Source organism: Pseudomonas sp. GD04058 (assembly GCF_029836855.1).
Lineage (GTDB): Bacteria > Pseudomonadota > Gammaproteobacteria > Pseudomonadales > Pseudomonadaceae > Aquipseudomonas > Aquipseudomonas bharatica.
The window spans coordinates 1-13,597 of the sequence record NZ_JAOECN010000023.1; the positions used below are offsets into that span (position 1 = coordinate 1).

At 63.9% G+C, this 13,597-nt stretch carries 15 protein-coding genes; 12 read left to right on the top strand and 3 right to left on the bottom strand.

Annotated features, from left to right (window positions below; genetic code table 11):
- Positions 1-291 (bottom strand): DNA-3-methyladenine glycosylase (locus tag N7650_RS18330; protein ID WP_279899437.1); only part of this gene is annotated, 291 nt, incomplete at its 3' end.
- A 308-nt stretch (positions 292-599) separates the two neighbouring features.
- Between N7650_RS18330 and N7650_RS18335 the strand changes: the two genes are divergently transcribed.
- The 12 genes from N7650_RS18335 to lipA all read left to right on the top strand — a co-directional run bounded on the left by N7650_RS18335 (position 600) and on the right by lipA (position 11,862).
- Positions 600-1,868 (top strand): glutamate-5-semialdehyde dehydrogenase, encoded by a 1,269-nt coding sequence (locus N7650_RS18335; RefSeq protein ID WP_279899440.1) that lies wholly within the window; start codon positions 600-602, stop codon positions 1,866-1,868.
- Between the two features lie 4 nt (positions 1,869-1,872).
- The gene (gene nadD / locus N7650_RS18340; protein ID WP_279899441.1) at positions 1,873-2,526 is read left to right on the top strand and encodes a nicotinate-nucleotide adenylyltransferase; all 654 of its coding nucleotides are present in this window, start codon (positions 1,873-1,875) and stop codon (positions 2,524-2,526) included.
- A 50-nt stretch (positions 2,527-2,576) separates the two neighbouring features.
- Positions 2,577-2,999 carry a ribosome silencing factor gene (gene rsfS, locus N7650_RS18345; protein WP_037059871.1) on the top strand — a complete coding sequence of 141 codons (423 nt, stop codon included), beginning with the start codon at positions 2,577-2,579 and terminating at the stop codon, positions 2,997-2,999.
- 9 nt (positions 3,000-3,008) lie between these two features.
- Entirely contained in the window at positions 3,009-3,476 is a 468-nt protein-coding gene (gene rlmH, locus N7650_RS18350; RefSeq protein ID WP_009397919.1) for a 23S rRNA (pseudouridine(1915)-N(3))-methyltransferase RlmH, read from the top strand.
- A 16-nt stretch (positions 3,477-3,492) separates the two neighbouring features.
- Entirely contained in the window at positions 3,493-5,385 is a 1,893-nt protein-coding gene (mrdA, locus tag N7650_RS18355) for a penicillin-binding protein 2 (RefSeq protein ID WP_064302054.1), read from the top strand.
- Between the two features lie 38 nt (positions 5,386-5,423).
- Positions 5,424-6,527: a rod shape-determining protein RodA gene (rodA, locus tag N7650_RS18360; protein ID WP_009397922.1), complete on the top strand. Its 1,104-nt coding sequence runs from the start codon at positions 5,424-5,426 to the stop codon at positions 6,525-6,527.
- 17 nt (positions 6,528-6,544) lie between these two features.
- Positions 6,545-7,555, top strand: coding sequence for a lytic murein transglycosylase B (gene mltB, locus N7650_RS18365; RefSeq protein ID WP_279899443.1), 1,011 nt, complete (start codon positions 6,545-6,547; stop codon positions 7,553-7,555).
- Positions 7,555-8,556 carry a septal ring lytic transglycosylase RlpA family protein gene (locus tag N7650_RS18370; protein WP_279899446.1) on the top strand — a complete coding sequence of 334 codons (1,002 nt, stop codon included), beginning with the start codon at positions 7,555-7,557 and terminating at the stop codon, positions 8,554-8,556. The genes mltB and N7650_RS18370 overlap by 1 nt, the downstream gene beginning before the upstream one ends.
- Positions 8,557-8,703: 147 nt before the next feature.
- Entirely contained in the window at positions 8,704-9,864 is a 1,161-nt protein-coding gene (locus N7650_RS18375) for a D-alanyl-D-alanine carboxypeptidase family protein (RefSeq protein ID WP_009397938.1), read from the top strand.
- A 74-nt stretch (positions 9,865-9,938) separates the two neighbouring features.
- On the top strand, positions 9,939-10,214 hold the full coding sequence (locus N7650_RS18380; protein WP_009397939.1) for a DUF493 domain-containing protein: 276 nt from the start codon (positions 9,939-9,941) through the stop codon (positions 10,212-10,214).
- Positions 10,214-10,861, top strand: coding sequence for a lipoyl(octanoyl) transferase LipB (lipB, locus tag N7650_RS18385; protein WP_009397941.1), 648 nt, complete (start codon positions 10,214-10,216; stop codon positions 10,859-10,861). Before N7650_RS18380 ends, lipB begins: the two co-directional genes overlap by 1 nt.
- Before the next feature lie 2 nt (positions 10,862-10,863).
- Positions 10,864-11,862, top strand: a complete 999-nt coding sequence (lipA, locus tag N7650_RS18390; protein ID WP_009397945.1) for a lipoyl synthase — start codon at positions 10,864-10,866, stop codon at positions 11,860-11,862.
- A 136-nt stretch (positions 11,863-11,998) separates the two neighbouring features.
- On the opposite strand, the gene N7650_RS18395 is transcribed toward lipA, so the two are convergent.
- A complete protein-coding gene (locus N7650_RS18395; RefSeq protein ID WP_009397947.1) occupies positions 11,999-13,309 on the bottom strand; it encodes a lytic murein transglycosylase in 1,311 nt (436 codons plus the stop codon).
- Between the two features lie 61 nt (positions 13,310-13,370).
- Positions 13,371-13,535, bottom strand: coding sequence for an alternative ribosome rescue factor ArfA (gene arfA / locus N7650_RS18400; protein WP_009397948.1), 165 nt, complete (start codon positions 13,533-13,535; stop codon positions 13,371-13,373).
- Between the last annotated feature and the right edge of the window lie 62 nt (positions 13,536-13,597).

The following is a 13,597-nucleotide window of genomic DNA, read 5'->3' on the forward strand; positions in this document are numbered from 1 at the left end:
CAGCACCGCATTGCCCGGGCCCTGGGCGCTGAAGTTCAGCGAATCACCACCGCGGGCGTAGTACATGTAGATATGCCCGCCATCGAGGAACAGCGCCTTGCGTTTCTCGGTGTAGCCCAAGGACGCGTGGCTGCCTTTCTCGTCGAGATAATAGGCCTCGGTCTCGATGATTCGCGCCGACAGCCAGTACGGGCCCTGCCGATGGCGGATGATCTTGCCCAGCAAGGCCTTGGCCAGGACCTGGGCGTCGCGGTCGAAGAAGCTGTCGGGCAAAGGGGCGGGGTGCGGCATCGTGGCTCTGGAATGGGGAAATGAGGCCGGGATGATAGCAACTTCTTCCTTTATCCAGGCTGAACGAAGAGCACGTTATCCCAGGCTACAGAGAACCCTGTGGGAGCTGGCTTGCCAGCGATAGGGCCGGCAAGGGCAATGGTGTTGTCAGGTCTGGCCTCATCGCTGGCAAGCCAGCTCCCACGGGGGCAGTGCGGGGAAGGAAAATCTGCGGCTCGCTTCCTACCATCCGACTGTCACCGCTGGGCGTACAACCCCATGACAGTTATACTCGTCCGATTTTCCCCTTCGCCAAGACACTGAGCCCCATGACTGAGTCCGTTCTTGACTACATGACCCGCCTGGGTCGCGCCGCCCGCGAGGCGTCCCGCGTTATCGGCCGTGCCAGCACCGCGCAGAAGAACCGCGCGCTGCACGCTGCCGCCAACGCCCTGGACGCGGCTCGCGCCGAACTGTCCGCAGCCAACGAGCTGGACCTGGCCGCCGGCCGGGCCAACGGCCTTGAGCCGGCCCTGCTCGATCGCCTGGCCCTGACCCCGGCACGCATCGACGGCATGATCGTCGGTCTGCGCCAGGTCGCCGGTCTGCCGGACCCGGTGGGTGCGATCCGCGACATGAGTTACCGGCCGTCGGGTATCCAGGTCGGCAAGATGCGCGTGCCCCTGGGCGTGATCGGGATCATCTACGAGTCGCGGCCGAACGTGACCATCGATGCCGCGAGCCTGTGCCTCAAATCGGGTAACGCCACCATCCTGCGCGGCGGCTCCGAGGCCATCCATTCCAACCGTGCCATTGCCGCCTGCATCCAGCGCGGCCTGGCCGAGGCCGGCCTGCCGGCTGCGGTGGTCCAGGTGGTGGAAGTCACCGACCGCGAGGCGGTGGGCGCGCTCATCAGCATGCCGGAGTTCGTCGACGTCATCGTTCCGCGCGGCGGCAAGGGCCTGATCGAGCGCATCAGCCGCGACGCCCGCGTCCCGGTGATCAAGCACCTGGACGGCATCTGCCACGTGTATGTCGGCGAGCACGCCGAGCTGGACAAGGCCCGGCGCATCGCCTTCAACGCCAAGACATACCGCTACGGTATCTGTGGCGCGATGGAGACCCTGCTGGTGGATTCGAGCATCGCTGCCGAGTTCCTGCCGGAAATGGCCCGCCAGTTCCGTGAGAAAGGCGTCGAGCTGCGTGGTTGCGAGCGTACCCGCATGGTCATCGAAGCCGCGCCTGCGAGCGAAGAAGACTGGAGCACCGAGTACCTGGCAGCGATCCTGTCGATCCGCATCGTCGATGGCATCGACGCGGCGATCGAGCATATCAACCACTATGGTTCGCACCACACCGATGCCATTGTCACCGAGCACCAGGGCCTGGCCCGGCGCTTCGTTGCCGAGGTGGATTCGGCTTCCGTGATGATCAACACCCCGACCTGCTTCGCCGATGGGTTCGAGTATGGCCTGGGCGCGGAAATCGGCATTTCCACCGACAAGCTGCACGCCCGCGGCCCGGTCGGCCTGGAAGGCCTGACCTGCGAGAAATACGTAGTCGTCGGCGACGGCCAGTTGCGCGGCCAGGAGTCCTGACCCGTTGAGCAAGGCCCCGGCGATCCGGCGGATCGGCATCCTTGGCGGCACCTTCGATCCGGTGCACATCGGCCACCTGCGCAGCGCGCTGGAAGTGGCCGAGTTCATGGGCCTGGACGAGCTGCGCCTGTTGCCGAACGCCCGCCCGCCACACCGCGATACCCCGCAGGTAGCGGCGCAGGATCGCCTGGCCATGGTGCGTTGCGCGGTGGCCGGTGTCGAACGGCTGAGCGTGGATGACCGCGAGCTGTTGCGGGACAAACCGTCGTACAGCATCGACACCCTGGAGTCGTTGCGCGCCGAACTGGGCGCCAGCGACCAGCTTTTCCTGCTGATGGGCTGGGATGCCTTTTGCGGCCTGCCCGGCTGGCACCGCTGGGAAGAGTTGCTGAAACACTGTCACATCCTGGTCCTGCAACGTCCGGATGCCGACATAGAACCCCCAGACGAGCTGCGCAACCTGCTGGCTGCGCGCTCGGAGAGCGATCCCACCGCCATGTCCGGCCCGGCGGGGAACATTTCGTTCGTCTGGCAGACGCCGCTTTCGGTGTCCGCCACGCAGATCCGGCAGCTGCTGGCCAGCGGCAAGTCGGTGAGGTTCCTGGTGCCGGACGCAGTACTGGCCTATATCGAGACGCACGGCCTTTATCGTGCGTAGAGCGGCAGGCGCCCATGGGCGCCGCTATCAATGAGTTGAACGAGTTTTATATGACCAAGCAGAAAATCACCGGCGAAGAGCTGGTCCAACTGGCCAAGTCGGCCCTGGAAGAAGTCAAGGCACAGGACATCCAGGTGATCGACGTACGCGCCAAGCACAGCCTGACCGACTACATGATCATCGCCACCGGTACCTCCAACCGGCAGATCAACGCGATGGCCGAGAAGGTCCGCGAGATCGTCAAGCAGCAAGGCGTGATGCCCCTGGGTGAGGAAGGCAAGGGCGACAGCGACTGGGTCCTGCTCGACCTGAATGACGTCATCGTGCACATGATGACCGCCGCTGCCCGCCAGTTCTACGACCTGGAGCGCCTGTGGCTGGGGGCCGAGCAGAGCCGTGCCGCCGATGGCAAGCACCATAGCCCGGAAAACACCCATGAGCATTTCGCCAAGCTCAACAAAGACTTGGACTGAGGTAGCGCCGTGCGTCTGCGATTGATCGCGGTCGGCTCGCGCATGCCCAAGTGGGTCGAGGAAGGCTGGCATGAATATGCCAAGCGCCTGCCGTCGGAGCTGTCCCTGGAACTGGTGGAAATCCCGCTCAATACCCGGGGCAAGAACGCCGATGTCGCCCGCCTGATCCGTCAGGAGGGCGAGGCCATGCTGGCCAAGGTCCAGCCGGGGGAGCGCATCGTGACCCTGGAGGTCCATGGCAAGCCCTGGAGCACGGAGCAACTGGCGGTCGAACTGGACCGCTGGCGGCTGGACTCGCGCACCGTCAACCTCATGGTCGGCGGCCCGGAAGGGCTGGCACCGGAGGTCTGTGCGCGCAGCGAGCAGCGCTGGTCGCTGTCGCCGCTGACCCTGCCGCATCCCCTGGTACGGATACTGATCGGCGAACAGATCTATCGCGCCTGGACGGTTCTGTCCGGGCACCCTTACCACAAATAAGCCGTAAGCCTCTTCAATGTCGCAGCCGATCCGCCTCAAGGACCACGAGAAAGACGCCCGTCTGGTGCGTAGCCGCGTCGTGGTCGGCGCGGTGGCGATCCTGCTGCTGATCTGCGTACTGATCGCCCGGTTGTACTACCTGCAGGTGATCCAGTACGACTATCACTCCACGCTGTCGGAAAACAACCGGGTGCATGTGCAGCCGATTCCGCCGACCCGCGGGCTGATCTTCGACCGTAACGGCGTGATCATCGCCGACAACCGGCCCAGCTTCAGCCTGAGCATGACCCGCGAGCGTTCCGGCGACTGGCAGCAGGTACTCGATGTGATCGTCGAGGTGCTGGAACTGACTCCGGACGACCGCGCGCTGTTCGAAAAGCGCATGCGGCAGGGGCGTCGGCCGTTCGAGCCGGTGCCGATCCTGTTCGAACTGACCGAAGAACAGATCGCCCGGATCGCGGTGAACCAGTTCCGCCTGCCCGGCGTGGAAGTGGTGGCGCAACTGGTGCGGCACTATCCACAGGGTGCGCACTTCGCCCATTCGGTAGGCTATGTCGGGCGCATCAACGAAAAAGAGCTGAAGACCCTCGACCCGGTCAACTACAGCGGCACCCACCATATCGGCAAGACCGGTATCGAGCGCTTCTACGAGGATGAGCTGCACGGCCAGGTGGGCTACGAGGAAGTCGAGACCAATGCCCGTGGCCGCGTCCTGCGGGTGCTCAAGCGTACCGACCCGATTCCTGGCAAGGACATCGTCCTCAGCCTCGACATCAAGCTGCAGGAAGCCGCCGAGCAAGCCCTGGGCGGCCGCCGGGGGGCGATCGTCGCGCTCGACCCGCGCACCGGCGAGGTCCTGGCGATGGTCAGCCAGCCCAGCTTCGACCCGAATCTGTTCGTGACCGGCATCAGCTTCAAGGCCTACGCCGAGCTGCGCGATTCCATCGACCGGCCGTTGTTCAACCGCGTGCTGCGCGGCCTGTACCCGCCGGGTTCGACCATCAAGCCGGCAGTCGCCATCGCCGGTCTGGATTCCGGGGCCGTGACCCCGTCTACCCGGGTGTTCGACCCGGGCTACTACCAGTTGCCCAACTACGACCACAAGTACCGCAACTGGAACCGCACCGGCGATGGCTGGGTCGATCTCGACACGGCGATCATGCGTTCCAACGACACCTACTTCTATGACCTTGCGCACAAGATGGGCATCGACAAGCTGTCCAGCTACATGAACCGCTTCGGCATTGGGCAGAAGGTCGCCCTCGACATGTTCGAGGAGTCGCCGGGGCTGATGCCGTCGCGCGAATGGAAGCGTGCGACCCGTCGCCAGGCTTGGTTCCCCGGCGAGACCCTGATCCTCGGTATCGGCCAGGGCTACATGCAGGCCACGCCGCTGCAACTGGCCCAGGCCACCGCGCTGATCGCCAGCAAGGGCAAGTGGAACCGTCCGCACCTGGCCAAGAGCATCGAAGGCCAGCCGCCGGTGGACCCGAACCCGATGGAAGACATTGTCCTGCGCGACAAGGCCGACTGGGCCAGGGTCACCCATGGCATGGAGCAGGTGATGCAGGGCGCCCGGGGTACCGCGCGCAAGGCGGCCATCGGCGCGCAGTACCGCATTGCCGGCAAGAGCGGTACCGCCCAGGTCGTCGCCATCAAGCAGGGTGAAAAGTACGACCGCAGCAAGGTCCAGGAACGCCATCGCGACCACGCCCTGTTCGTCGGCTTCGCCCCGGCCGAGGATCCGAAGATCGTGATTTCGGTGATGGTCGAGAACGGCGAGTCCGGATCCGGCGTCGCCGCCCCGGTACTGCGCCAGGTCATGGACGCCTGGCTGCTGGATGAAAGTGGCCGCCTCAAGCCCGAATACGCCCCCAACGCCTCCGTTGCCCAGGAATCGGCCCCGTGAAGAGTAATTTCGACCGCATGCTGTCCAGCGAGGACGTGATGCGCCGCCGCGCCAGCTTCCTGCAGCGCATCCATGTCGATGGCCCGCTGCTGGTCCTGCTGCTGACCCTCGCTGCCGGCAGCCTGTTCGTCCTCTATTCGGCCAGCGGCAAGAACTGGGACCTGCTGCTCAAGCAGGCGTCATCCTTCGGTATCGGCCTGGTCTCGATGTTCGTCATCGCCCAACTGGAACCGCGCTTCATGGCACGCTGGGTGCCGCTGGCCTACGTGGTCGGGGTGACCCTGCTGGTCGTGGTGGACATCATGGGCCACAACGCCATGGGTGCGACGCGCTGGATCAATATCCCCGGGGTGATCCGCTTCCAGCCTTCGGAGTTCCTCAAGATCATCATGCCGGCGACCATCGCCTGGTACCTGTCCAAGCGCACGCTGCCGCCGCATCTGAAGCATGTGCTGATCAGCCTGATCCTCATCGGCATCCCCTTCATCCTCATCGTTCGCCAGCCGGACCTGGGTACCGCACTGCTGATCCTTGCCTCCGGGGCCTTCGTCCTGTTCATGGGCGGCCTGCGCTGGCGCTGGATCATCAGCGTGGTAGCTGCGGCAGTGCCGGTTGCCGTGGCGATGTGGTTCTTCGTCATGCACGACTACCAGAAACAGCGCGTGCTCACCTTCCTCGACCCGGAAAGCGATCCCCTGGGGACCGGTTGGAACATCATCCAGTCCAAGGCCGCGATCGGCTCCGGCGGGGTATTCGGCAAGGGCTGGCTGCTGGGTACCCAGTCGCACCTGGACTTCCTTCCGGAAAGCCATACCGACTTCATCATCGCCGTGCTCGGCGAGGAGTTCGGCCTGGTGGGCATCTGTGCGCTGCTGCTGATCTACCTGCTGTTGATCGGCCGCGGGCTGGTGATCACCGCCCAGGCCCAGACCCTGTTCGGCAAGCTGCTGGCCGGCAGCCTGACCATGACCTTCTTCGTTTATGTCTTCGTCAATATCGGCATGGTCAGCGGTTTGCTGCCCGTGGTGGGCGTACCGCTGCCCTTCATTAGCTACGGTGGAACTTCGCTGGTGACGCTGCTGTCAGCGTTTGGCGTTCTCATGTCGATCCATACCCACCGCAAATGGATCGCGCAGGTTTGATCAAGGTGAATTTCTCGATGCAAGCAGTACGGGGCTGGATGGCCCGTTATGTTCCCCTGGCGGGATTCCTTGGTCTGTTCGGCGGGGCCCAGCAGGCCAGTGCCGGTGACTACGATGGCTCGCCGCAGGTGGCCGAATTCGTCGGGGAAATGACCCGCGACTACGGCTTCGCCGGTGAACAACTGATGGGCGTGTTCCGTGACGTGCGACGCAAGCAGGCGATCCTCGACGCCATTTCGCGTCCGGCGGAACGGGTCAAGCCATGGAAGGAATATCGTCCGATGTTCCTCACCGACGCCCGCGTTGCCCGCGGCGTGGACTTCTGGCGCCAGCACGAGGCCGCCCTGGCCCGCGCCGAGCAGGAATACGGGGTGCCGGCCCAGGTGATCGTATCGATCATCGGCGTCGAGACCTTTTTTGGCCGCAATACCGGCAACTACCGGGTGATCGATGCGCTTTCCACCCTGGCCTTCGATTACCCGCCGCGGGCCCCGTTCTTCCGCAAGGAACTGCGTGAGTTCCTGTTGCTGTCCCGCGAGGAACAGGTCGATCCGTTGACCCTGAAAGGCTCCTATGCCGGCGCCATGGGCCTGCCGCAGTTCATGCCGAGCAGTTTCCGCGCCTACGCCGTGGACTTCGATGGCGACGGCCATATCAATATCTGGAACAACCCCGACGACGCCATCGGCAGCGTCGCCAGCTACTTCAAGCGCCATGGCTGGGTGGCCGGCGAACCGGTGGTGAGCCGCGCCATGGTCCGTGGCGAGCGGGTCGACGAAGGCCTGAGCCTGGGCATCGAACCGGTCAGGACGGTGGGGGAGTTGCGGGCACTGGGCTGGTCGAGTCATGATGCGCTGCGCGATGATCTGCCGGTCACCGCTTTCCGGCTCGAAGGCGACAATGGCCCCGAATACTGGCTCGGCCTGAAGAACTTCTACGCGATCACTCGCTATAACCGCAGCGTGATGTACGCCATGGCGGTACATCAACTTTCAGACCTGCTGGTTCAGGCAAGGGGCGCCCGCTGATGCGTGAACTGTTCTCCACTACTTCCCTCAAGCTGCTGGGCTGCGTCGCCATTGGCGCGCTGCTGGTCAGCTGTTCTTCAAGCCGTCCGACGCAGAGTGCCAGCAGTGGCACCGTCATCCGCTCCCAGCCGGGCCTGGACATCAACCGGGCCCACAAGGATGGCGCGCCGTGGTGGGACGTCGACGTGTCGAAGATCCCCGATGCCACCCCGACCGTGCATACCGGCAACTACAAGGCCAACCCCTACACGGTGCTGGGCAAGACCTACTACCCGATCCCCGATTCGCGCAACTACGTGGCCGAGGGCACCGCGTCCTGGTACGGCACCAAGTTCCACGGGCAGAACACTGCCAACGGAGAGGTCTACGACCTCTACGGCATGAGCGCGGCGCACAAGACCCTGCCGCTGCCGGCCTACGTCAAGGTGACCAACCTGGACAACAAGCGCAGCGTGATCCTGCGGGTCAACGATCGCGGCCCGTTCTATTCCGATCGCATCATCGACCTGTCCTACGCGGCGGCGAAGAAGCTCGGCTATGCCGAGACCGGTACCGCCCGGGTGCGCGTCGAAGGTATCGATCCGCAGCAGTGGTGGGCCCAGCGCGGGCGCCCGGCGCCGATGGTGCTGGAGCAGCCGCAGGTTGCCCAGGCCCCTTCGATCCCGGCCAGCACCGGCACTGTCGAACAATGGACGCCGCCGCCGCAGCAGCACGCCGCGGCCGTGGTGCCGGTCCAGGTGGCCAGCAACAGCCTGCCGGCCAACGGTGGCACCTACCTGCAGGTCGGTGCGTTCGCCAACCCGGATGCCGCCGAGTTGCTACGCTCCAAGCTGAGCAGCATGGTCAGCGCGCCGGTATTCATCAGTTCCATCGTGCGCAACCAGCAGACTCTGCACCGGGTGCGCCTGGGCCCGATCCGCAGCCAGGGCGAAGTCCAGCAAACCCAGGACAGCGTACGCCTGGCCAATCTGGGCCAGGCCAAGGTAGTTACGGCGGACTGACCGGGGGGACTGGTCGGTTTGTCATGTAGCGGGGGCATACAGCCATGTACAATGGCGGTTTTGCCCCGGGGCGCGACGCTTTGCCGCAGCCCGTTTTAACGTTTTGCCCCCTTGGGGCATAAGCCCATTAGCGATTTCGAGAGACGGATGAACATCACCACCTTTGCCAAACGCCTTTGCCTGCTTGTTCCGCTGCTGATCGCTCCGGCTGCGTTCGCCGCCGAGCAGATGATGCCGTCGCCGCCGCAACTGGCAGCCAAGTCCTACGTGCTCATGGAAGCCTCCAGCGGCAACATCCTGGTCGAGAACAATGGCGACCAGCGCCTGCCTCCGGCGAGCCTGACCAAGTTGATGACCGCCTACATCGCCACCCTGGAGATCCGCCGCGGCCAGATCGGCGAGAACGATCCGGTGACCGTCAGTGAAAACGCCTGGCGTACCGGCGGTTCGCGGATGTTCATCAAGGTCGGCACCCAGGTCAGCGTCAGCGACCTGTTGCACGGCATCATCATCCAGTCCGGCAACGACGCCAGCGTCGCCGTGGCCGAGCACATCGCCGGCAGCGAAGACGCCTTCGCCGACATGATGAACAAGACTGCCGCCGACCTGGGCATGACCAACAGCCACTTCATGAACCCGACCGGCCTGCCGAACCCCGAGCACTACTCCTCGGCGCACGACATGGCGCTGCTGGCCCGAGCCATCATCCATGAAGACCCGGCGCACTACGCGATCTACTCGCAGAAGGAATTCTTCTGGAACAACATCAAGCAGCCGAACCGCAACCTGCTGCTGTGGCGCGACAAGACCGTCGACGGTCTTAAAACCGGCCACACCGAGGAAGCCGGCTACTGCATGGTGTCTTCCGCCGTACGTGACGGCATGCGCCTGATCGCCGTGGTCTTCGGCACCAACAGCGAGCAGTCCCGTGCTGCGGAGACCCAGAAGCTGCTGACCTACGGCTTCCGCTTCTTCGAAACCCAGACCTTCTACCAGAAGGGTACCGAACTGGCCCAGGCGCCGGTGTGGAAAGGCACCACCAGCCAGGTCAAGGCCGGCCTGGCCGAAGACCTGACCATGACCTTGCCTAAAGGCCAATTGAAGAAACTGGCTGCCAGCATGACCATGAACCCGCAACTGATGGCGCCGATCGCCAAAGGTGACGTGATCGGTAAAGTGGAAGTCAAACTGGATGACAATGTCGTTCACAGCGCCGACCTGATCGCGCTGGACGCGGTCGAGGAAGGTGGTTTCTTCCGTCGGGTGTGGGATAGCATCCGCCTGTTCTTCTACGGGTTGTTCAACTGATATCGTGACCTGCCACGCCCCTGCCATCCCGCAGGGGCGTTGTTGCTGCCACGGCTTACGAGGCCGTTACTGCCATGACTCAAACTGATGTCAAACCGCCAAAAATCGAATTCCCCTGCCCGGATTATCCTATCAAGGTGATTGGCGATACCGTCGTCGGCTTCAAGGACACCGTCATCGAGATCCTGAGCAAATATGCCAAGGTCGACTTGAGCACGCTGGCCGAGCGCCAGAGCAAGGAAGGCAAGTACACCACCGTACAACTGCATATCATCGCCACCGGCGAAGACCAGTTGCACAATATCAACAGCGCCCTGCGCGCGACGGGTATCGTGAAATTGGTGATCTGATGTCCTCGGTTCTCGGCTTTCGCGACCTCGGGCTGTTGCCTTACGAACCGGTTCTCGAGGCCATGCGTCGCTTCACCGCCGAACGCAAGCCTGGCAGTGGTGACGAAGTCTGGCTGGTGGAGCATCCTCCTGTATTCACCCAGGGCCAGGCCGGCAAGGCCGAGCACCTGCTGGTGCCGGGAGACATACCGGTGGTGCAGACCGACCGCGGCGGCCAGGTGACCTACCACGGCCCCGGCCAGTTGGTCGCCTACCTGCTGCTGGATGTGCGCCGTCTCGGTTTCGGGGTGCGTGACCTGGTCACGCGCATGGAGCGTTGCCTGATCGAGCTGCTCGCCAGTTATGGCGTGCAGGCGGCAGCCAAGCCCGATGCGCCGGGCGTTTACGTCGATGGGGCGAAGATTGCCTCCCTCGGCCTGCGGATCCGCAACGGTTGTTCCTTTCATGGCCTGGCCCTGAACGTGGACATGGACCTTGCGCCGTTTCGCCGAATCAACCCCTGCGGGTATGCGGGGCTGGCCATGACCCAGCTGCGCGACCAGGCCGGACCAATCGAATTCTCCGAGGTAAGGGCAAGGCTGCGCGGACAGCTGGTCAAGCACCTCGATTATGCTGAGCAGACGACCCTTGCGGGCGGAATCGACTGAATATGACTATTGTGCAAGAGCCGGTGCAAAGCACCGCCACCCCGGCCCCACGGCCGAAGGTTGAAGCCGGTGTGAAACTGCGTGGTGCCGAGAAGGTCGCGCGTATTCCGGTAAAGATCATCCCGACCGAAGAACTGCCGAAGAAGCCTGACTGGATCCGCGTGCGTATCCCGGTTTCTCCGGAAGTCGACCGGATCAAGCAATTGCTGCGCAAGCACAAGCTGCACAGCGTCTGCGAAGAGGCCTCCTGCCCGAACCTGGGCGAGTGCTTCTCCGGCGGTACCGCGACCTTCATGATCATGGGCGACATCTGCACCCGTCGCTGCCCGTTCTGCGACGTCGGCCACGGCCGGCCGAAGCCGCTGGATGTGGACGAGCCGAAGAACCTGGCGATCGCCATCGCCGACCTGCGCCTGAAGTACGTGGTGATCACCTCGGTGGACCGTGACGACCTGCGCGACGGCGGTGCCCAGCACTTCGCCGACTGCATCCGGGAAATCCGTGCCTTGTCCCCGGGCGTCCAGCTGGAGACCCTGGTCCCGGACTACCGTGGCCGGATGGACGTGGCGCTGGCGATCACTGCCCAGGAGCCGCCGGATGTATTCAACCACAACCTGGAAACCGTACCGCGCCTTTACAAGGCCGCGCGTCCGGGTTCGGACTACCAGTGGTCGCTGACCCTGCTGGAGAAGTTCAAGGAACTGGTGCCGCACGTACCGACCAAGTCCGGCCTGATGCTCGGCCTGGGCGAGACCGACGAGGAAGTGATCGAAGTCATGCAGCGCATGCGCGAGCACAACATCGACATGCTCACCCTTGGCCAGTACCTGCAACCGTCGCGCAGCCACTTGCCGGTGCAGCGTTTCGTGCATCCTGACACCTTCGCCTGGTTCGCCGAGGAAGGCTACAGGATGGGCTTCAAGAACGTCGCTTCCGGGCCGCTGGTACGTTCCTCGTACCATGCCGACCAGCAGGCGCACGAGGCCAAGATCAAGCTCTGATCGCCCGGTAAATGAAAAAGCCCCTGGCCTTGTGGTCAGGGGCTTTTTCTTTGCTCTTCCGGGCCTCATCGCTGGCAAGCCAGCTCCCACAGGTTCTTGTGGGAGCTGGCTTGCCAGCGATGGGGCCCGAAAGAACTCAGCGACCCCTGAGGCTATCCAGCAGCTTGTGTGTCGCGTAGCCATCCGCCGGCCAGCCACGTTGCTGCTGGGCAGTGCGGATCGCCTTGCGGGTATTGGCGCCGATGATGCCATCGGCATTGCCGGCTTCATGTCCGTTGGCGTTGAGCAGTTCCTGCAATTCGATCCTCTCGCTGCGGCTCAGTGGCAGGTCATCCTTCGGCCAGGCGCCGCGGATAAAGCCCGAGCCCTCGAAACGTTCGCTCAGCAGGCTGACCGCCAGGGCATAGGCCGATGAGTTGTTGTACTTGAGGATGGCACGGAAGTTGTCCAGTACCAGGAACGCCGGGCCGCGATAGCCCGTGGGCAGCAGCAGCGCGGCGGAGAGCTGCTCGCTGCCGGCCGGAATGCGTGTTCCCGGTGCCAGTTGCACGCCCAGGCGCAGCCATTCGGCAACGGGCTTGCGCAGGGCCCCATCGGCAATCCAGTAGTCGAAGCCACTCGGTACCGTTACCTCGAAGCCCCAAGGCTCGCCACGTTTCCAGCCCGAGCTTTGCAAGTAGTGAGCGGTGGACGCAAGGGCGTCGGCCGAGCTGTTCCAGATATCGCGGCGACCATCACCGTCGAAGTCCACCGCATGGGTGTCATAGGTGGTGGGAATGAACTGGGTCTGGCCCATGGCTCCGGCCCAGGAGCCGCGCATGGCTTCGGGGGCGATATCACCGTTCTGCAGGATTTTCAGCGCGGCCAGCAACTGGTCCTGGGCAAAGGCCGGGCGGCGGCCTTCGTAGGCCAGGGTCGCGAGGGAACGGATCACCGATTTGTTGCCCTGGAACTGGCCGAAATTGCTTTCCATGCCCCATACCGATACCAGCACATTGCGCTCGACGCCGTAACGCTGTTCGATCCGCCCCAGCAGGTCGTTGTTCTGCAGCAGCAAGGCCTTGCCATTGCGCACGCGGACCGGCGACAGCGCGCCATCGAGGTATTCCCAGACCGGACGGCTGAACTCGGGCTGGCTGCGGTCGGCCTTGATCACATCCATGTCCGGGGTGATCCCGGCGAAGACACGGTCGAACAGGCTTGGCGAAACGCCGGCCTGCAGGGCTTGCTGACGGAAACTGGCCTGCCACTGGGCGAAGCTCTGCTGTGGCAGGATCTCGATCTCGGCGGTCGGCGTGGCCTGGGTGAGCGCTGGAGCGGGCTGTATCGGCGCGATGGGCAGGGCATCGGCGGCGGAGGGGTGTTCGGCGCAGGCAACCAGCAGGACAAGGCTGGAAGCAGCGCTCAACTGGCGGAATTGCCGACGGCGGGAAAGGCGGAAAGGCATGCACAAATCCAGGTAATACGGGTCAGGTGACGACCATATCATGCCTGTGGTTTTCCTGCTTTCATGCGGCCATAAAGGAAGAAGCCTCCCAATCTCTCGATTGGAAGGCTTCGCGGCGGTAGCTGCCCTTGCCCTTTTCCGGTCGTTCCTGGCGGCAGCGGAACAGTGGCTGGGCGACTATGGATTTGGCCTTGTTGGGTCGGGATTTTGCCGGTTTCTTGCGCATGGCGGTGATCCTGCCTGGGTGGATTCGCGCGCACTATAGGACTGCGTTGTGTCCACTGCAAG